The sequence below is a fragment of the Tibeticola sp. genome, from assembly GCF_022759015.1.
Classification (GTDB): Bacteria; Pseudomonadota; Gammaproteobacteria; order Burkholderiales; family Burkholderiaceae_C; genus Tibeticola; species Tibeticola sediminis.
Window position 1 is genome coordinate 1 of record NZ_JAEMQB010000070.1, and the last position, 19,137, is coordinate 19,137.

At 64.7% G+C, this 19,137-nt stretch carries 20 protein-coding genes; 7 read left to right on the forward strand and 13 right to left on the reverse strand.

Features of this window, described 5'->3' with window-relative positions; translation table 11 throughout:
• From JHC36_RS04085 to JHC36_RS04095, 3 genes are all read right to left on the reverse strand, one after another.
• On the reverse strand, positions 1-595 hold a 595-nt coding region (locus JHC36_RS04085), incomplete at its 3' end, for an Hpt domain-containing protein (RefSeq protein ID WP_287916199.1).
• Between the two features lie 22 nt (positions 596-617).
• Positions 618-1,118 carry a chemotaxis protein CheZ gene (locus JHC36_RS04090; RefSeq protein WP_287916202.1) on the reverse strand — a complete coding sequence of 167 codons (501 nt, stop codon included), beginning with the start codon at positions 1,116-1,118 and terminating at the stop codon, positions 618-620.
• A gap of 9 nt (positions 1,119-1,127) precedes the next feature.
• Positions 1,128-1,529: a response regulator gene (locus tag JHC36_RS04095; RefSeq protein WP_124221240.1), complete on the reverse strand. Its 402-nt coding sequence runs from the start codon at positions 1,527-1,529 to the stop codon at positions 1,128-1,130.
• A gap of 171 nt (positions 1,530-1,700) precedes the next feature.
• Here JHC36_RS04095 and motA point away from each other — a divergent pair, with 171 nt between their 5' ends.
• The 6 genes from motA (at position 1,701) to fliW (ending at position 5,197) form a co-directional block, all read left to right on the forward strand.
• A complete protein-coding gene (motA, locus tag JHC36_RS04100; protein WP_287916205.1) occupies positions 1,701-2,561 on the forward strand; it encodes a flagellar motor stator protein MotA in 861 nt (286 codons plus the stop codon).
• Between the two features lie 3 nt (positions 2,562-2,564).
• Positions 2,565-3,563 carry a flagellar motor protein MotB gene (motB, locus tag JHC36_RS04105; protein WP_287916207.1) on the forward strand — a complete coding sequence of 333 codons (999 nt, stop codon included), beginning with the start codon at positions 2,565-2,567 and terminating at the stop codon, positions 3,561-3,563.
• Between the two features lie 90 nt (positions 3,564-3,653).
• Positions 3,654-3,977 carry a flagellar biosynthesis anti-sigma factor FlgM gene (gene flgM / locus JHC36_RS04110; RefSeq protein ID WP_287916209.1) on the forward strand — a complete coding sequence of 108 codons (324 nt, stop codon included), beginning with the start codon at positions 3,654-3,656 and terminating at the stop codon, positions 3,975-3,977.
• 37 nt (positions 3,978-4,014) lie between these two features.
• Positions 4,015-4,398 (forward strand): hypothetical protein, encoded by a 384-nt coding sequence (locus JHC36_RS04115; RefSeq protein ID WP_287916212.1) that lies wholly within the window; start codon positions 4,015-4,017, stop codon positions 4,396-4,398.
• A 6-nt stretch (positions 4,399-4,404) separates the two neighbouring features.
• Positions 4,405-4,683: a carbon storage regulator gene (locus tag JHC36_RS11630; RefSeq protein ID WP_124221250.1), complete on the forward strand. Its 279-nt coding sequence runs from the start codon at positions 4,405-4,407 to the stop codon at positions 4,681-4,683.
• On the forward strand, positions 4,676-5,197 hold the full coding sequence (fliW, locus tag JHC36_RS11635) for a flagellar assembly protein FliW (protein ID WP_353846118.1): 522 nt from the start codon (positions 4,676-4,678) through the stop codon (positions 5,195-5,197). The genes JHC36_RS11630 and fliW overlap by 8 nt, the downstream gene beginning before the upstream one ends.
• On the opposite strand, the gene JHC36_RS04125 is transcribed toward fliW, so the two are convergent.
• From JHC36_RS04125 to JHC36_RS04135, 3 genes are all read right to left on the reverse strand, one after another.
• Positions 5,191-5,937 (reverse strand): flagellar brake protein, encoded by a 747-nt coding sequence (locus tag JHC36_RS04125; protein WP_287916214.1) that lies wholly within the window; start codon positions 5,935-5,937, stop codon positions 5,191-5,193. The two genes, fliW and JHC36_RS04125, sit on opposite strands and share 7 nt — an antisense overlap.
• Before the next feature lie 24 nt (positions 5,938-5,961).
• The gene (locus JHC36_RS04130; RefSeq protein ID WP_287916217.1) at positions 5,962-7,248 is read right to left on the reverse strand and encodes an EAL and HDOD domain-containing protein; all 1,287 of its coding nucleotides are present in this window, start codon (positions 7,246-7,248) and stop codon (positions 5,962-5,964) included.
• A gap of 64 nt (positions 7,249-7,312) precedes the next feature.
• Positions 7,313-11,785: a glycosyltransferase gene (locus tag JHC36_RS04135; RefSeq protein WP_287916220.1), complete on the reverse strand. Its 4,473-nt coding sequence runs from the start codon at positions 11,783-11,785 to the stop codon at positions 7,313-7,315.
• Between the two features lie 108 nt (positions 11,786-11,893).
• Between JHC36_RS04135 and JHC36_RS04140 the strand changes: the two genes are divergently transcribed.
• Entirely contained in the window at positions 11,894-12,196 is a 303-nt protein-coding gene (locus JHC36_RS04140; RefSeq protein ID WP_287916223.1) for a hypothetical protein, read from the forward strand.
• Here JHC36_RS04140 and flgL read toward each other — a convergent pair.
• The 7 genes from flgL to JHC36_RS04175 form a co-directional block, all read right to left on the reverse strand.
• On the reverse strand, positions 12,164-13,417 hold the full coding sequence (flgL, locus tag JHC36_RS04145) for a flagellar hook-associated protein FlgL (RefSeq protein WP_287916226.1): 1,254 nt from the start codon (positions 13,415-13,417) through the stop codon (positions 12,164-12,166). The two genes, JHC36_RS04140 and flgL, sit on opposite strands and share 33 nt — an antisense overlap.
• Positions 13,418-13,437: 20 nt before the next feature.
• Complete coding sequence (gene flgK, locus JHC36_RS04150) at positions 13,438-15,447, reverse strand: flagellar hook-associated protein FlgK (protein ID WP_287916229.1); 2,010 nt, start codon at positions 15,445-15,447, stop codon at positions 13,438-13,440.
• A 1-nt stretch (position 15,448) separates the two neighbouring features.
• The gene (locus tag JHC36_RS04155) at positions 15,449-15,868 is read right to left on the reverse strand and encodes a hypothetical protein (protein WP_287916231.1); all 420 of its coding nucleotides are present in this window, start codon (positions 15,866-15,868) and stop codon (positions 15,449-15,451) included.
• Between the two features lie 31 nt (positions 15,869-15,899).
• Positions 15,900-17,015: a flagellar assembly peptidoglycan hydrolase FlgJ gene (gene flgJ, locus JHC36_RS04160; protein WP_287916234.1), complete on the reverse strand. Its 1,116-nt coding sequence runs from the start codon at positions 17,013-17,015 to the stop codon at positions 15,900-15,902.
• A 23-nt stretch (positions 17,016-17,038) separates the two neighbouring features.
• Positions 17,039-18,196 (reverse strand): flagellar basal body P-ring protein FlgI, encoded by a 1,158-nt coding sequence (locus JHC36_RS04165; RefSeq protein WP_287916239.1) that lies wholly within the window; start codon positions 18,194-18,196, stop codon positions 17,039-17,041.
• Between the two features lie 5 nt (positions 18,197-18,201).
• Positions 18,202-18,990 carry a flagellar basal body L-ring protein FlgH gene (locus tag JHC36_RS04170; protein WP_287916237.1) on the reverse strand — a complete coding sequence of 263 codons (789 nt, stop codon included), beginning with the start codon at positions 18,988-18,990 and terminating at the stop codon, positions 18,202-18,204.
• Positions 18,971-19,137: flagellar basal body rod C-terminal domain-containing protein (locus tag JHC36_RS04175; protein ID WP_287916242.1), on the reverse strand; the 167-nt coding region annotated here is incomplete at its 5' end. The genes JHC36_RS04175 and JHC36_RS04170, both read right to left, overlap by 20 nt.

Sequence of the window (19,137 nt, forward strand, 5' to 3'; positions counted from 1 at the left end):
ATACCTGGTCCAGGGTTTGGTTGAACAGCGCTTCGAGGTCCTCTTCGCCAGAGGCCTCCGCCGCGGAAGCGCCCGCGCTCGGCGCAGCCCGCTCGGCCATCTGGGTGACATAGACGCCCGAGGAGCCCGATGCGTCCAAGCGTGTCTCTGCCCAGGGTTTGCTTGGCTGGGCCGGCTCGGTTGACGGTTCGGTTCCCGTCGCTGCGGGCTCGGGCCGTTCGCCTCGGGCGTAGGCCTGGATCAAGTCGCCCAGCGCCTGCGGCCCCGGTTGCGGGTTCTCGCCCTTGGCCATTTCGTCGAGCATGCGCTCGATCACATCGCTTGCACGCAGGATGGCGTCGATCATGCCGCTGTCGGCGCTGAGCTGGTGGCTGCGCAGCTTGTCGAGCAGGTCTTCGAGGTGGTGACACCAGTCGACCATGTTTTGCGCTTCCAGAAAGCCAGCCCCGCCTTTGAGTGTGTGGAAGGCCCGAAAGATCGCGCCCAGCGTGGCCGCATCGGTGGGGTTGGCTTCGAGGCGCAGCAGCTGTTGTTGCGCCTCGGCCAGCAGTTCGCGGGATTCGGCGAGAAATTCTTGCAGGATGTCGTTGTCCATGGCGCGGCTACTCCTGGGGTCTTCAGATGCCGAGCTGGGCGAGCAGGTCGTCGACGTTACCCTGGTCGAGCCGCTCGCCGGTGAAGGTGTCTTCGTCAGCGGTGACGGCCGCGGCTGGAGCCAGGGCGCCAAGTTCATGAAGCGCATCCTGGATGCGTTGCTCGACCGCTTGCAGCAGCGTGATCGTCTTCTTGAGCCGCTGGCCGGCCAGATCTTGGCCCTGCTGGCTGGTGAGGATGGTCTGCAGACACTCGTCGAGCCGATCGAGGCGCGCATCGATGAAGCCGCCGTTGGTGGCGCGGATCGCACGCACTTCGGCCTGCGCAGCCTCGACGGCTTCGAGCGTGGCCATGGCCTGTTGTTCGCTCAGCCGCAGGGCTTCCTCGAGCGGGTGGCTTGCGCCGGGAATGTCCCGGGCGATGCCCATGATGCGGTGCACGCCTTCGGCGAGCAGGGCGTCGGCCTCGCGCAGCTTGGCTAAGGCTTCGATCGCGGTGTGGGAGTCGTAAGCAGGGCTGGTCATGATGGCGAATTACTCAGAGGCAGGCTTTTTGCCCAGGCGTTCGAGGATGCCCTCGATCTTGGTTTTGAGGACGTCGGCCGGGAAGGGTTTGACGATGTAACCGTTGACGCCCGCCTGTGCCGCGGCCAGGATGTTTTCCTTCTTGGCCTCCGCGGTCACCATCAACACCGGCAAAGAGCGGATGGCGGGGTCTTCGGACGCGCGGATGGCCTTGAGCAGGTCGATGCCCTGCATGTTGGGCATGTTCCAGTCGGTCACCACGAACTCGATGCCACCTTGCTGGATGCGTTTGAGGGCCTGGACGCCATCTTCGGCTTCGTCGATCGTTCCCGTGACGTAGCCGGTCTGCATCAACAGCCCTTTGACGATGCGGCGCATCGTCGGAAAGTCGTCGACGACGAGGAATTTCAAGGGGTACTCCTGGTTTTCAGTTTCGGGTTTGCGTGGACAGAACCATCGCCGATGCCCTGCTAACGGCACGTTTGGATACGACTTTATGGTCCGGAGAGAAATTATCGGGGTCAGTTCGGATGGGTTACGATTGTTGAAAGTTCGTCTATCCGCGGCCCCGCGCGACCATCTATGTTTCTGTTCATTGGCTACGTCATCACCTTGGCCGCCTTTCTGGGCGGGTTTGCGGCCTCCGGCGGGCATTTGCACTCCCTGTTCCAGCCCTTTGAGCTGGTGATGATTGGGGGCGGCGCGCTGGGCGCGTTCTTTGGAGCAACCTTCCCCAAGTCGTTCAAGGCCACGCTCAAGGCCTTGCCGACGGCGTTCAAGAGTGAGACCTACAGCAAGCAGCAGTACATGGAACTGCTCACGCTGCTCAACGATTTGTTTACCCGCATGCGGCAAAACGGCTTGATGTCGATCGAGGCCGACGTCGAGGACCCGCATGCCAGCGAAGTGTTCAAGAAGTACCCCGGCATCCTGAAGGATCACCATGTCATCGAGTTCATCACCGACTACCTGCGTTTGATGATCGGCGGGAATCTGGGCGTGATGGAAATGGAAAACCTCATGGACGTCGAGATCGAGACGCACCACCATGAGAGCCAGATGCCCATCCATGCGGTCAGCCGGCTCGCCGACAGCATGCCGGCCTTCGGTATCGTGGCGGCGGTGTTGGGCGTGGTGCACACCATGGCTTCGGTGGATCAGCCGCCCGCGGTCCTTGGCGAGCTGGTCGGCGCGGCGCTCGTGGGAACGATGTTGGGTATCTTGATCGGCTACGGATTCATCGCGCCGATTGCCACCCGCATGGAAGACCGGGCCGAGGAAGGAACCAAGATGTACCAGAGCATCAAGGTGGCACTGCTCGCGACCATGAACGCCTACCCGCCCCAAATTGCCGTGGAATTCGCGCGAAAAGTGCTCTACAGCACGGAACGCCCGAGCTTTGCAGAGCTGGAATCGCATCTGCGCAGCGCCAAAGGGAAGTGACGCATGGCCGAGCCGAACAAACCGCAGCCGATCGTCGTCAAGCGCATCAAAAAGGTCGCTGGCGGACACCACGGAGGCGCCTGGAAGATCGCCTATGCCGACTTCGTGACGGCGATGATGGCCTTCTTCCTGCTGATGTGGCTGCTGGGTTCGACCACCAAGGCGCAGTTGCAGGGCATCGCTGAATATTTTCAGAACCCGATGAAGGTCTCGATGGAGGGCGGGTCCGGCGCGGGCTCGGCGATGTCGGTCTTGCAAGCCGGCGGCACGGACCTCACGCGGACCACTGGGCAGGTACGCGATGGCAGCACGCCCGGGAAAGAAGTCAAACCGAACGCGACGACGGTGGTCGCGATCCGGGAGGCCGAAATCGACAAGGCCAACCTCCAGGCGCTCAAGGCTGCACTCGAAGCCCAGATCGACGCCAACCCGCAGCTGGCCGCGTTCAAGTCGCAGTTGATGATCGACATCACGCGCGAGGGTTTGCGCATTCAAGTGGTCGACAACGACAAGCGGCCCATGTTCGCCCTCGGGGGCGCACAGCTCGAGGGCTATGCGCGCACGATCTTCCAGGAGATCGCGCCTACGCTCAACCGGCTGCCGAACAAGATCAGCATCACGGGTCATACCGACGCCCTGATGTATCAGAACCAAGGCAAGGGCTACAGCAATTACAACCTTTCCGCCGATCGGGCCAACGCCGTACGCCAGGTGCTGGTGCAGTCTGGCCTCGAAGAGCAAAAGGTGCTGCGCGTGGTTGGGATGGGGTCGGCCGCGCCGTTCGATCCCAGCGACCCGAAGTCGCCGTTGAATCGGCGTGTGAGCATCGTGGTCTTGACGCAGGAAGCCGCCAAGCGCATCCTTGCCAACCAAGCCTTGGAGCAGGTCGCCACCGATGCCGAAGAGGCCAAGGGACAAATCGATGCCGGGCCCGGCGCGAGCTCTGGGGCAGCGTCGACGCCGGCGGCCAGGCAGCCGGCTCAGGCCGCGGCCAGTCGGTGATTCCGGGCTTGCCCTCAAGTTTTTCGAGTTGGTGTCGTTAACCCCGCTACGACATCCGGAAACCGTCTGGATGAGCTTTTCGAGTACGCGATGAATCCGATCCAAAACGCATTGGCAAGCATGATCAGCAGCGGTTCGGCGCAAAGCGTCGCTGCGGCTCAGGCTGGACGCGCGCCGGCGGTGGAAGCGCGACCGAAGCCGAGTTCGCCCGGCCAGGAACGGGTGACGATCTCCGATGCGGCCCGGCGACTCCAGGCCGGGCTCGCGGCAGATGATCCGAACCGTGCGGAGCGTCTGGGCCAGCTACGGGCACTGGTGGCGGCAGGACAGTATCCGGCTGACCCGAAAGCCATCGCTCAAGGCTTGCTGCGCGACAGCCGCGAAGTGCTCGCGGCCGTTCGTCCCGTCGCGTGACGCCGCTCGGTGCGGGCTCGAACGATCTTCGTCCCCTGTGAGCGTAAGCCCCGAACTCAATCGCGATCCGGCGCCGGTTCTGGCGCGGCTGCGCGCGGTGTTGGAGGCTGAGCATGCGGCACTCATCGGGGGGGATGCCGATGCCATCGAACGCCTGGCGGCGGAAAAGCTCGCTGCCTGTCGGGCGCTCGAGGCGCTGCTGTCCGTCGGTGACCTGACGCCGCCGCTCAAGGAAGAACTCCGCCGCCTCGGAGAAGCCAACCGCGCCAACGGTGCACTCGTCGGCGCCTTGCTAAAAAACGCCGAAGCCATGTTGTCTGCCCTGGGCGGTGCTGCCGGTGGTTCCTCGGCCTCGGTGTATCGGGGGGACGGTCAGGCGGCCGCATCTTTGTCCGCCGGGCGGCCCCTTGGGAAAGCCTGAACCCGGATGTTGATCCTCAGCCGTAGCAAAGGCGAAGCGATACGCATCGGTTCGGAGGTCCGCATCGTGGTGCTGCACGTCGGCGGTGGTCGGGTGCGATTGGGCATCGAGGGGCCACGCGAACTGTGCATTCTTCGTGAAGAGCTCTACACCGAGGTGGTGGACCTCAATCGGGCCGCGTCGCTGGCGCCGCAGAGTCCAGGTGCGCTCGATGCCTTCCTGAAAACGCAGGGATGTCCCGCGGCCGATGCGACAGACGTGCCACAGGAGGGACCGCATGCTTGAGGCGGATGCATCGGCGATCGAGCCTGGCGTGTCCGAGTTGAGCACCCGTTTCGGTCGCCTCACCGTACCGGCCCGGTTGGGATGGCGGTGCGAGCCGCCCTTGCCGGGTTTCGACGGACTGCACCAATACTTGGTTCTGAGTTGCGAGGGACAAGAGCCGTTTCTTTGGCTGCAGTCGGTGGAAAGCCCGGAGCTCGCGTTTTTGATCGCACCCGCAGAGGCGTTTGGGCTGCGCTACCGGGGGGGCATTGACGCGGAGGAGTCAGGGATGCCGGGCCCTTACGTGCTCGTCATCCTTCCGCGGCCTGGCGGCTCGGATTCGATCGGCTGTCACCGATGGGCGCCGCTGATGTTTGACCCGAGCACGCGCAGCTTTCATCAAAGAGTGTTCGAGCCCGACGAGGTCGAGGGAGCAGGAATTTGGTGCGGCTTGTCACCGCAGCGGCAGTCTGAGCTGCGGCGCGCTTGGGCTGGGGCGTTGTTGGACGTTCCGTCCCGAATTTCCGGTCAGTAGCGTCGTTCGCGCTCGCGGAGGGTTTCACGGTCGCGTCGCTGCACGTAGGCCATGACCCGTTGTTCAAAATTCGGGCTCATGTTCAGGAATTCGATCCCGACCGGACGCATCGGCTGTCGGATGCGGGTGTTGCGGACGGGGCCCACGAAGCGAACGCGCGCCTCGCTGGCGAGTTCGACGCCCTCGAGTTCAAACCGGACCTGTGGGAGGTATTCGCCTTCGCTGAGGACAAAGTCCGTGGGCGAGGTCAAGAGCAGACGCATGCCGCGTCCACTGATGTCGTGGCAGGTGCCGGTTAGGTTGCGAGCCCCGCGGCGCTCGATTTCCACGCGATTGATGTCGCCCGGGTTGACCAACACCCGAAAAAAGCTGCGTCGTTGCAGGTAGTAGGTGTTTTTCGGATAGTGAACGCGCAGCGCGCCATAGCCTTCCCACATGACCCGGTCGATGACCCGAGTTTCGAATCCGACATAAACCCCTTCGGATTTGCCCAGACAAAAAAACGGGTCGCCGTGCAAGACCAACGCGTTTCCATGTTCGGGGTTGAGTTCGTCGATGAGGATCTCGCCTTTGCCTCTGTCGAGGGCGAGGATCATCGAGGTGAACTCCTCGGCACGCCCGGTGGGGATGACGGCAATGGGCTCGCGACTTTGCTGCAGGCGGCTGAGGACCACCTCCGCCTTTTGTTGGGTCGTGAGGCGGTTTTCGTCCTTGAACAAGGTGGCGGTGACTTCGCGCATGATGTCGGGACTTGCCTGGATGGATCAGATGCCGAGATTCTCGGCCCAGGCGAGCGCTTCCAGATGCGCCATGGCCACTTGGTGCTCAGTCAGCCCGAGCAAGGCCGCCGTTTCTTCGAGTCCGGAGTCGAGGTCGGTCTCGCAGGCACGAGCGATGTGCAGGTAGGGGCCGAGCGGCCCCGCTTCTTGCTGGAGCGCGAGCGACACGGTCTCGGGCAGGGCCAGTGGCCCCAGTGCCTCCTCGAGCGTCGTGCCCAACATCACGTCCAACATCGAAAACACGCCGGTCACGAAGGCGTGATCGGCGAATTCATCGGGCATGGAGTGCCGCGCGAGGATTTCCATCATTCGGCCGCGGGTGAGGGCGTTCAGTGCGAGCGCCGAAGCCGCGCTGTGACTGGGCGTGGTGACGAGCAGCAAGACGAGCCAGCGGAAGAGCTTTTTGTAGCCGAGGATCAAGATCGCGTGGCGAAACGACGTGATTTCGGTCATCAGCCCGAACCCGGAGGAGTTGATGTAGCGCAGCAGCTTGTACGACAGCGCGGGGTCCCCCTTGAGGGTTTCTTCGAGCTCGGCGATTTCGGCCTGTTTGTTGACCTGATCGATCAAGCGCAAAACCGTGGTGTAGGCCGGTGTCAGGGCCTTGACGGTCACCGTTTGTGGCCGCGCGAAGTAATACCCCTGGAACAGATGAAACCCGGCCGTCAGATAGTTCTGAAACGCCTCATGGGTTTCCACTTTTTCGGCCACGAGTTGGACGCCGCTGAGCGACTCCAGTTTGCGGATCAAGGCGGGAAGTGCTGCGGCCGGCAAGGAGCGCGCGTCGATTTTCAGGAAACGGATGAACGGCAGCCAAGCTTTGTAGGCGGCAGTGGCGGTAAAGACGCCACCCGCAAACCGAAAGCCTTGCTCGGCCAGCCGCTGGATGTGCTCCACCGCTTGGGCAATTCGTTCGGGATCATCGACCGGGACTCGCGGAAGCTCGAGAATGACCCGCTCGGGTTGAACCAGGTCGAAGTGATCGCCACCGAGCTCCGAGAGCTGCACGTTGACGAAGGCCAACTTGTCACCGAAGAGGTTTTCACTGCCAACTTCGGAGAGCGCGTTGAAGAGCATCACCGAGTCCGCGTTGCCGGAGAGCGGCAATGGCGCAGCGGTCGACGTCGCGCTTTCGCGGGCCAGCAATTCGTAGCCGACGATTTTCTGTTTGCGGTCGACCAGCGGCTGGCGTGCGATGTGCACATGCCGCGCGCCGTTGGACGCCTCGGCGGCTGCATCGGGCGCGGAGGCGCCGGACATAGGTTCGGTCATGGGTGGCGAGTGTTTGTGATCATGCGCCTCAAGCGGGTTCGAGGCTGTGCATCGAAGTGGCAAATCATACGTCCGACCGCGTCCAGGCCGACAGCCAACTCCCGAGGTGATCCTCGAGCATCCAACGAGCGCGAACCTGTTGCTTCAGCGCGTCGCCCGCGGCACGCAGCGCACTGCGGTCGTTGGCGAGCTCGCGCAAGGCTTTGGTCCATTCCTTGAAACGGTTGGGCACCCGCACCACCGGAAAATCCCCCTGGTAGGGGACGATGTCGGTGCAGACGACGGCATAGCCCAATATGCCGTATTCGAGCAGTCGCAAATGGCTCTTGGCTTCGTTGAAGGGGTTGATTTCCAACGGGGCCACGGCGATGTCGAGGTCGAGCGCGGCGAGCTTGGCGGGGTATTGGTCCAGGGGCACGCCAGGGTGGAATTCTCGGACGTAGGGGCGCAGCGGCTCGGGGCACATACCAAAAAAGACCCAATCGAACTCATTGGCCGTCTCGCGCACGACGTCCCGCAGCAGTTCCAGGTCGCCGAGGTGGCCCACGCCGCCGGCCCAGCCCACCCGGGGTTTGGGGTGCTCTCGACGCGGCGGCTGCAGCGCCCCCCAGCGGGCGCGTTCGAGATAGTTGGGCTGAACGCGGACCTCATCACACAGCCCAGCATAGGCGCGTGCGAGCGGCTCGGTTGCCACCACCAGGCGATCGCACAGGCCGACCGCGCGGCGCAGGCGCTTGGGCATGTCCTTGTGCATGTTCTGGCGGTGAACGCTTTTTTGCGGCAGGTTCGTGATCAGGTCGTCGATTTCGAAAACCCGAAACGCCCGGGAGTGACGTCGGTGTTTTTCGAGGAATTCGATCTGGTGCCACTCGAGCTGGCGTTGCACGACGAGCGTGTCGGGCTCGATCCGTGCCATCTCGGCCGGCTCGAACAGGCGCATCGACTCCCAACCCTGCGTCATGCCGGCGCGGTTCAAGGCGCGCAGCGGCGCGATGATGCGGTACTCACCACAGCCTTCCCGGTCTGCCGCATGCGCGAGGATCCGGGGCCGTGGCCGCCAGTCTGGGTCCCAGCTCACGCAAGGCTGATCCTCGAGTTGGAATTCGGTGCTGGCAAGCGTCAAATGCCGGTTGTAGGCCGGATCTCGACCGAGCAGCGGCAGCCAGCGTCGATACATCGCCTCTTTCTCGGCTTCGAAGCGCTGGAGTTTGGCCGGGTCGGGCGGCGTCAAGGCTTCCTTCTGGGGCGGATTCGTTTGCGGCGCAGGGTTCTGCGCCTTTTGCGTGGCCGAGCCTTCATGCAGCAACAGCGCAAAAGCCGTGAACACGACCCGGTAGCCGGCGGTGCGCACCTTCAGGCAGAGGTCGATGTCGTTGTAGGAGACTTTGAATGCGGTCTCATCGAGCCCCCCGACTGCCTCGTAGAGCGAGCGGCGAATGAGCAGGCAGGCGCCAGTGACGGCCGAGAGGTCTTGCGTGAGCTGCGCGCGGCCAAAGTAGCCGCGGTCTTCGGGGGCGTGGCCAATGAACGGATGCTCGGCGGGACCGCGCATTCCCAGGATCACGCCAGCGTGTTGGATCCTTCCGTCGGGAAACAGCAGCTTCGCGCCGACGATGCCCACATCCGTTCGCACGGCATGACCCATCATTTCATCGAGCCAGTCCTCGTGCAGCGCGGCGGTGTCGTTGTTGAGCAGCAGCAGATACTCGCCGCGCGCCAGCCGGGCCGCCGCGTTGTTCATGGCCGAGAAGTTGAATGGCCCGGGTTGACGGACCACCCGAAGACGCCCCCCGAGCTCGGCTTCCTTCGCCTCGATCGCTGCGAGATAGCTGCGGGCTTCCGGCGTTTCACTGCCGTTGTCGATGATCAGAATTTCGTAAGCCGGGTAGCGGGTTTTCTCGATGACCGACTCGATGCAGCGCTGCAACAGCGGGAGCTGATCGCGCGTGGGGATGAGGATCGAGACGAGCGGCGGCACCTCGGGCAGGGGCCAGCGCACGCGAAATGACGGCGGAAACGGACCGGGCTCGGCTTTCGCACCGGGTGCCACGCGGTCGAGGTGGCGCTGCAAAGCCGCCTGGCCGGCGTCCAGAATTTCAGGGATCGAGCGCCGGGTATGCCCCGACCCCTGCAGACGGTGGTAGAGCACCTCGGGCACATGGCCGATGGCGGCCTCGCCCGCACCGCTGGCCTGCAGGTGCTCCCAAGCGCGGAGCATCCAGTCGTAGTCCTCGGCGCCGTCTGCCTGTGGGTCGAACCCGCCCAAGGTCTGGAACAGATCCCGCCGAATCAGCAGCAGGCCTCCGACATACGGGAGACTGCGCAGATAGTCGAGGTTGAAGTCGGGCTTGCAATGGGGGTGCAGGTGCTGCCCTTCGGCGCTGAGCTGGTCTTCGTCCGTGTAGACGATTTGCCACTCGGGATGCTGACGCAGCGCATGGGCGATGCGGAAGAACGCATCGGGGGCGAGTCGGTCCCCGGCATCGATGACGCCAACCCAATCGGCCCCACTGCCGATCAGCTGCGCGTTGGCGTCCGCGATCAGCGCTGCGGCGTCCCCGCGCGGCTCCAGCACCTGGGACTCGCCGGGCAGCCATTGATCCGCAAGACTGGCGGCGCTCGCATCAGCGCCGAAAGCGTTCTCGGGATGCGGCAGCACCGCAATCGTAAAGCGGGGCAGGCCCGCCGGCTCCTGGCGCCAGCGCTCGATCGTTTCTTCGGCCCAGGAGCGTTCGGTGGGCAAGCATCGAGCTTCGGGGAGCCAGGGCAGGGTTGGAAGGGGGGAGGGCTGAGTGTCCGTCTGACCGCCAATAGCCGAGGTGACCGCCTCTTTGAGTTGGACATCCTGTCCACCGCCGAGGTGCAGCCGGACTCTCCAGGCATGAGGCTCGCACCGGGTCAGTCGTGCCCGTGCCGCTTCGACGACGACCGCTGGAGCAATTTCCTCCATGCAGAATGATCGACCGAATTTGCACCGGGGATTGGTGTTTGGGGCGGGCAGATCATGCAGACAACCGGCGCAGTCGACCGGCGAGCGTAAGGCGGTCTGGTCGGCTCCGAAGGGCACGCGCAAGTGTGGATCGGCCATTCCGTAGAGGCCAACGGCAGGCGTCCCGACTGCGGCGGCGATATGCAGCAATGCGGAGTCGGGGCCCACGAGGAGGTCCGCAGTCGCAATGGCTGCAGCCGTTTCGCGCAAGTCCAGTCGATTGACGAGGTTGAGGATCCGTTCGGCCGCCGGCGGCTGAAAATCAGCGCCCGCACCAACGGCGATGATGCCGACCTCTGTGTCTGAGCTGAAGGAGCTGAGAAACTCTGCCCAATGAGAAGGTGGCCAGGAGCGATCTGGCGTCGCGCCCATATGGACCGCGACGATTCGTTTCACTGTTCCCCAGGATGGGCCCGCGCCCGCCATCCACTGGTTCACCTGGGCGTAATCGCGGCGGTCGAGGTGCAGTTCCAGCGCGGGGTTTGGTAGTGTGACTCCGGCCTCTTCGGCGTAGGCGCTCAGGATGTGCTGCTTTGGCCGCCGTTCGTAGGCGACGTCCAGATTGATGACCCGGTCATCTGGCCGAGGGCGGAAACCCGAGGACGTCGCCATCAGAAGGTCCACGTTCGGATTTCCCGCAAACACCTCGTCGATATCGGTCGAGACGACTATCGTGTGGTCTGGGAAGCGCTGCCGAACCGCGCGCACGATCGGCGTGGCTTGCAAGACATCCCCGCGCGCGTACCGCCGCTGCACCACGATCCTGGGGCGCGGAGGCGCTGGTCGGGGACCTTCGAGCAGCATGAGATAGTCCTCATCCCAGTCGGGATCGATTTGACTCAAAGGCGTGATGCGGCCCGTTTCTTCGAGCGCGTTTTCGGTGAATCGCGGCCGTCCCTGTCGCCAGTAATGAACCCGCTCGAAATGGGGTTGCAGGAAGTCCCGAATGCGGCGGTAGTTCCACGCGCTCCAATGATGCGGATTCAAATGGAACCCGTGCCAGCGTTCGCAGGGCAAAGACACTAGCATTCGACCGCCTGGCGCAAGGCGTCGCTTGAGTTCCATCAAAAAGGCTTCAGGGTCGGGCGTGTGTTCGATCGTTTCCAGTGAAAAAACCCAGTCGAAGCCGCTCTCCTCGAGCGCCTCGATCGGGCCCAGATGGAAGCGCGCGCGTGCGTCCGGATTGAGTCGTCGTGCGAGTCCAATCGCTAAGGCGTCGAGGTCGACGCCGAGGTAATCGGAAACCCCTGGGCGTCGCTCGAGCAGCCAAGCCGCGCCATATCCGGGTCCGGTTGCGACCTCCAGAATACGCCCGGAGTGGACCCGCTCCTGGACCCATTGATAGCGATTCAACACCTGGGCCGAGGTCCAATAGTTTTCGAGTCCCGGAATCGAGCGGCCGTCGAGCATTTGTTGGACCGAGCCACCGAACACCCGGTCAAAGTCGCCGATCGGGATGACTTGTCCCAGTCGCGGCTGTTGCCGCCATAAAGCCAGCACGCGCGAGGAAATTTCCGCCAGAAATTGGGCGGGCCAAGCAGCAAACACCTCGGGCCAAACAAGGCGATTTCGGAGAGTGTCCAGGGGCAACGCCAGCGCTGGAATCAAGCGTCCCCGGCTTGGGACGTCAAAGTACAGATCGGCGTGAGGCTGAGCTTGCCCCTCAATGAGCAGGGCGTCAAATCGGACCGTTACCGGTTCGATACGCTGCGCACTGAGCGTTTGCAGGGTGACGCGGCGATGCAGTTGCCGCTCGTTCAGCTTGGAATCAACGTCAAAAGCGCGCTGCAAGTTCAAGGTTCATCCTCGAGATCAAGGCGTTTTACCGAGGGCAATGCTGAGCCAGTCCCCGGCGTGCCGCGCAGCCCTGCCATCGTTTCGGCGATGGCGGCGGCTGGTGGGTTCATTGCTTGTACGACCCGTACTCTACAGATACTGGAACAGGTTCATCCCCTGTAACTGCACGAATGCCTTTTGCGCGGCTTGCAGGGCGGTCAGGCTCTGCTGGTAGCGTGTGATGACTTCGGGGTAGTTGATTTGGGTCAGTTCGGACTGCTCCGTTTGCAAGCGGACGGTGAGGCTGGTGTTTTGCGCCTGAACTGCCTGCACTTGTTGCAATCGGGCGCCGATGGCGGCCTGGGTGTCGAGCAGCCGAGTTTGGTTTTGGTCGAGGCTTGCGAGCGCGTTGCTGATCGCTTGGGCGCGACGCGCATTCGTGCCGGGCGATGTGTCGGTCGCCGTCAAGGCTGCGGCGAGCGACTGGAAGGTCTCGAACAGTCCCTGGGGCGGCGCCGCTTGCACGGTGAATTGATCGCCGTTGGCGGGCGTGCCCAGAATGGGGACGGTGATGGCCGGGCTGCCGCCGGGCGGCAAACCCAGGCTCATGCCCTCGGTGTAACTGCCGCTGGCCATCGGGGTGGGCGAAAACACGCCACCCGTTCCGCTGGTGATCGTGTAGGTGGTGCCGCTGCCGGAGCCGCTGAAGCTGATCTGGTATTGCGTGCCATTGACGAGCAACAGTTGGTCGGCCAGTGCGCGGTCATTCACCGTGCCCGGCCCGGCCGTGGCGCTGCCGCTGTTGGCCGGGTTGGAACTGACGGTGAACTGTCCGTTGGCCGCCCGGGCGCTGAGGAAAATGCCGTCGCCTGCGTCGCTGATGGCCGCGCTCAAGCTGGGGCCCAAGGCCAATTGGTTTTGGCCGCCATCGCCCAGATAGCGCACACGCCCGTCGGCCTCGAGCACGAAAGGCATCGCGTCGCTCTTGCTGCCCGCGAAGATGTAGTTGCCTTGGCCATCTTGGGTGTTCGCGTACTGCGCCAGCTGTTCGACATAGCCTTTCATGGCGGCCGCGGCGTTGCGCAGATCCTGCGCATTGACCGTGGCGTTGTTCATCTGCACGGCCAACTGCCGAACCTGGTCGATCAGCGTGCCCACGCTTTGCAGGGTCTTGCTTTCGAGTTGCAAAGCACCCTGGGCGTATTGGGCGTTCTGCGTGTAGGTGCCGAGCCGTTCGATCTGGCCGTTGAGCGCGGCGTTTTGAGCGACCGCCACCGGGGCATCCGAGGGGTTGACGATGCGGCTGCCAGTGGCGAGCTGCTGGCTCAGGGTGTTGAGCGTGTTCTGCTGGTTGAGGATGCCGGTGAGGCTGGAGCCGTAGAACTGGGGGGTACTGATGCGCATGGCGAGTCCACCGTTTGGGGTTACTGAACGGCCTGCAACAGTGAGGCAAACAGCGTGTTGCCCACCTGGATGGCTTTGGCGGCAGCCTGGTAAGCCTGCTGGAACTGGATCAACCGGGCGGCCTCCTCGTCGAGGTTGACCCCCGCGATCGCTTGGCGCGATGCTTCGTTTTGCCGCGCCACTGCCTCGGCGGCATTGGCCGTGTTTTGCGCGAGGTTGCCTTGACTGGCCACTCGGCCCACCAGCTGGGCATAGGCCGATTCGATGGAGGTGCGGGCGGGCGTCGTGGGCCCGGCATCGAGAAGCTTGGCCGTCTGCAACGCGGCCATGGCGCGGGCATTTCCGCCGTTGCCTGGCCCCGGTGGCGAGAGCGTAAAGGCGTCCCCCGACACGGCGGTATTGCCCGAAAGCGTCACGGTCCAATACCCGCCCGGACTGGGGCTGGGGTAGGGAACCGAGATCGTCGTCCCGCTGCTGCCAAGCGTCAGACTGCCCGTAGCGAGGATGGGCGCCGTGGTGCCGGGCTGGGTGACGGTAAAGCCGATGCTTTGTCCGCTGGTGCCGCCGCTCGTCAGCGTGATTTGCAACGCCTGCGGGGCGGTTGCGGAGACGAGCACGGAGCCGCTCGTGGCCGTAGCGGCGCCCGCCGAAAGCGTCAGGTTCCCCAGGTTGGTGTTGACCAGCGCACCGCTCGACAGCGCGCCGGCGCTGCTGACGTAGGGGGCGGCCGCGGCGATTTTCCTGGGGTCGGTCATCAATGCGCGCATACCGTAGGCGGCTGCGGCGGTCGGCTCGACCTGGAAGCGGTCGCCAGCCTGGGCGCCTTGGACACTCACCCGCACGCCGTCGAAGTCGAGCTGCGTGACTGGGCCCAAGTTGGAAACCGTCAGTGCGACCGCTTGCTGGGTGCTGCGGTCGATGGCATTCCACGCGGCGCCGTCGTAGCTCAGTTCGTAGGCCGTCGCCCTCAGCCGGCTGGTGTCTGTGACGCTACCGCTGATCGACACGCCGCTGCTGTTGCTGCTGGCCCCAAGCACCTGGACCGGACCGACCTCGAACAGAGGTCCACCAAACTGGCCGTTCAGATCGAGCCCCTGCGCTTGTTGGGCATTGACCGCGCTGGCCAGGCCGGTGGCGATCAGCCCGAGGCTGCGTTGGGCGGGTTGGAGCGACTGTTCGCGGAATTGAATCAAGGCGCCGAGCACGCCGCCTTGCAGGCTGGAGGACAGGCTGTTTGGGTTGCCCACATAGCCGATCTCCAGCGCGGACGGATCAAAGCTGCCGGGCTTGGCCTCGAGCGCGAGCGCACGCTCTCCCGCGACCAGCACCTGACCGTTCGAGGTGTAGATGTTCAGCGCGGCCCCTTGGCGCACGACGCTGATGCCGACCTGGCCTGCCAGTTCGGTGATCAGTTGGTCGCGCTGGTCCAGCAGCGTGTTCGGCGACTGGCCGGAACCCGACAAGTCGTTGATCTGCACATTGAGTTGTGCGATTTGGCGCGTGAGCTCATTGACCTGCTCGACCCCCTGGCGCAGCCGCAGATTGAGGGCATCGTTCATCTCATAGAGCTGGCTCGCCGTGGTCTGCACCGTCTGCGCGAGCGTTTGCGCCTGCCCCAACATGGTTTGCCGTGCAGCCGTGTCAGCGGGATAGGCCGCGACCTGCGCGACGCCGCTCGAGAAAAACCGGTTCAGCGAGGACCCGAGACCGGCGACGTCGTTCGCGATCAAGCCCACCAGCGGTTGCAGCAAGTCATTGAACGTTCGCGCGCCGCTGGCGCTGGCGGTCGAAGACCAGATCTGCCCTTGGACGAACGCGTCGTAAGAGCGACTGACGGTTTCGGCCAGGACGCCGTTGCCCAAATAAAGCCCGCCGAGTTGGCTGGGCGCCTGGGGCGTTTGCAGCAGGGTCTCGCGGCTGTAGCCCGGCGTGTTGACGTTGGCGATGTTGTTGCCCGTGACTTGCAGGGCTTTTTGAGCGGCCTGCAGCCCCGTGAGGGCGTTGCCGACGAGGCCAGAGATCCCGCCCATGTCAGCCTCTCCCCAGGCTATGTCGCGTCGGCACGGCCGCAGCCGGCGCGGCGGAATAGAGCGCCGAGGAAGCCGCCCGGTGGTGGCGCTCGAGCATTGAGGCGAGGGCGGCCAGGCGCTGCTCGACGAGGGCTTCGAGTTCGGCGGACTCCGCTTGGAGTTGCCGCACCAGCGCGTCTAAGGTTTCGGAGGTGGTGGTGGCTTGCCTGGACTGACGTCGGGCGGCGTGCGCGGCCAAGGCCTCGAGCAGAGGCGGCCAGACCGGCTCGACCGGCAACGGCGAGGCGTCGTGGTCGTTCGCGGGGACTGCACGTATCCCGGTCGTTGCCGTGAGCGCCCGACGTTGCGCCTGCAGCGAGGCAAGGACGCGCTGGACGGCCTCGGCTTCGTCGACCTCGAAATCCGTTGGGGCGTAGGGCATGGAAAGACTCCGCGAGTGTGGCTCCATAACGTCACGATAGCCGTTCGCTTGAGCCCGCTGGCACCGCCGGTTTCGCGAGCCAGGCACCACGGCCGAGCGCGCCCAGGGCTGCCTTCATCCGCGGGCTGTCGGCAATCGCGACGAGCTTTTCGGCGTAGGCCGGGTCGGTGGCGTAACCCGCGCGCTGGATCGCCCGCGCATACGCCTCGACGCTTTGTTGTCCCAAGGCCTGGGCGTACCGGGCCGAGCGCGACAGCAGTTGGGTGAAGCCTTCGACGCTGTCGGAAATGTCTTGATAGGCCCGGAAGGCCGCATGCTGCACGACCTGGCCAAGCGGGGTGTATTCGGTGGTCTTGAGGGTCTGGATGCTCTGCGTTTCGCCGCCCGCCGCCTTGATGCCAAAGAGGTTGTTGCCTGGGGCGTGCCGCCCCCAACCGGTCTCCAGCGCGGCTTGGGCGAGCAAGGCCACCGGGCTCACCCGCAGGGCCTGGGCGGCTCGCTCCACATGCGGCAGCAGCGAGGCCACGAAGTCGCGCGGCGCGCTCGCGGAATCGCTGCTGGCAGCCGCGGACGTCGCGGGCCGATTCACCGCAGCTGCAGTGGAGGGGGCGCCTGCGGCCGCAGTCGCCTGGGCCGCGCGTGGTGGAACGCCCGGCGGGTTCGGCTGCGGGGCGTTTTGCGGCGGCTGGGGCGGGGAGGGCTCGACGCGCACGGGTGGTTGGGTCGCGGCCGGCTGGCTTCCCATGGGCGCATCGACCGGAGCCGGGGTGACTGAAGGAGCCGCGGGCGAGGCGGGCGCGGTGACCGGGGCGTTGGGGCGCCCGTAGCGCACGCTCAATTCCTTGGCGAGGAAGCTGCCGAGTCCGAGGCCGGGGCCTTGGCTGAGCGTGGTGGCCAGTTGCTGCTGGTACAGCGACTGAAGCACCGGAGCGGCCGTTTCGCCAAGCAGATTGGGCCCGAAGGACGTCTTCCCCATGGCCGCAAGCATCTGCTGCAGCAGCAGGGCCTCGAATTGCCGCGCAACGGCCTTGAGCGTGGCCGGGTCGGCCGGTGCTTGGCTGGCCGCATGCTTGAGCCGATGCAGCCCATCGAACGACAAGGCCTCGGTCGCGCGGGCGGCCGAAGCGCTGGGGTTTGAAGGAAGCATCGGATTCATGGAGTAGGAGCGGCTCAAATGACTTCGATTTGCGCCTGTAGGGCTCCGGCGGATTTCATGGCCTGCAGGATGGCGATCAGGTCGCTCGGGCTGGCGCCGACTGCATTGAGGGCGCGGACGACCGCCTCGAGTGTGACACCGGCGTTGAACATCATGAGTTTCGCTTTGTCCTGTTGGACCTTGACGTCGGTCTTCGGGGTCACGACGGTCTGACCGGCACCGAAGGGGTTGGGTTGACTCGCCTGGTACTCGGTGTCGATCGTGACCGAGAGGTTGCCGTGCGCGACGGCGCAGGTGCCGAGCGTCACGTTCTGGCCCAGCACGACCGTTCCGCTGCGGGCGTCGACGACGACGCGCGCGGGCGGGGCGTCGGGTTGAATCTCGAGGGCTTGCAGCCGGCCCAGAAAGGCGGTGCGCTCGCCGGGTGTTGGCGGGGCGTTGACCTGAATCGTCCCTGCATCGATCGCGAGCGCGGTGCCGGGGCCGAAGGTCTCGTTGATGCGCTCGCTGATGCGGCTGGCCGTGCCGAAGCTGGGCGTGCCGAGCGAGAGCACCACTGCGCCGCCGGGCTGCAGGCCCGAGGTTACGGCGCGCTCGACGGTAGCACCATTGGCGACCGTTCCCGCGGTCAGAAAATTGGTTTGGCTGCTGCTGCCGCCGGACTTGGCGCCATAGCCGCTGACCACCACATTGCCTTGCGCTACGGCATAGGTTTGTCCGTCGGCGCCTTTGAGCGGGGTCATGATGAGCGATCCACCCGCGAGGCTCGACGCGTTGCCCACCGTCGACACGGTGACATCGATTTGTTGGCCCGGACGCGCGAACGGCGGCAGGTTCGCCGTGACCAGGACGGCGGCGACATTCTTGGGCTGCAGGTTGCTGGCCACCCCTGGCGGCAGGTTGATGCCCAGCCGCTGAAACATCGCCAGCATCGATTGCGTCGTGAAGGGGACCTGGGTGGCCTGGTCGCCCGTTCCGGCGAGGCCGACGACGAGGCCATAGCCGACGAGCTGGTTGATGCGCACCCCCTCGATCGCCGTGAGGTCGCGGATGGTTGCAGCCGAACTCACCATGGACACGCAAAACAGCAGCCAGGCGCTGGCGAGCGCGCGCAGCGCCGGCCACACGCCGGTTGGGCGCAGGGGGCGGGCAGTCTTGAGTGAGGAGAGCATCATGTTCAGAACGGCCAGAGGGAGAGGAAGAAGCTCGTCAGCCAGGGCACCTTTGCTGCGGCATACACATCGCCATTGCCGCTGTATTCCACCCGTGCATTTGCAATCTGGGTGCTGAGCACCGTGTTTTGTGGGCTGACATCCTGCGCGCGGACGACTCCGGCGACGCGGATGAATTCGCGCCCTCCGTTGAGGGTGACCTCTTTTTGGCCGGAGATTTCGAGGTTGCCGTTGGGCCAAACCCGTGTCACCGTGGCTTGCAGCGTCGTGGTGAAGCTGTTGCTTTGGGCCGTGCTGCCATCGCCCGAGAATTTGGTGCTCGAACTCATGCCGATGTCGGGGCTGTAGCCGCCTCCCAGCGTGACGGGCTTGCCGAACAGCGACTTCAGCCCGGCGCTGACATCGTCCGATTGCTTCACCGCCGTGTTGCTGGCTTTGGTGGCGTTCGCGTTTTCCTTGACCAAGATGGTGATGAGGTCGCCGACCCGATGCGCACGCCCGTCCTCGAACAAGGCGATGTTCGTGTTGCTTTGCCAAATCGCGCCGTTGGCGGCGGCTCGCGCGTCCAAGGGCGCGGGTTCGGCGGGGCTGGGCAGCGGCTGGATCGGCGCTTGGGCCTCGAGGCGCGGCGGGCTGACGCAGCCGCCCAGCGTGAAGGCGCAGGCGAGAACGACCCAGCCGACCGCGGGACTCCGGAACAGGCGGCCGCCAGGCGTAGCGCCCCGGACCCCGCGGCCGAGCACGCGTGCCCGCTGGGCCTGATGCAGCCGTGTTTCAGAGGTTGTTGTTGACATATTGGAGCATCTGGTCCGAGGCTTGGACTGCCTTGCTGTTGATCTCGTAGGCCCGTTGGGTCGAAATCATGTCGACCAGTTCGGCCACCACGTTGACGTTGGACGCTTCGACGAAGCCTTGCTGCACGGCACCGAGGCCGTTGAGCG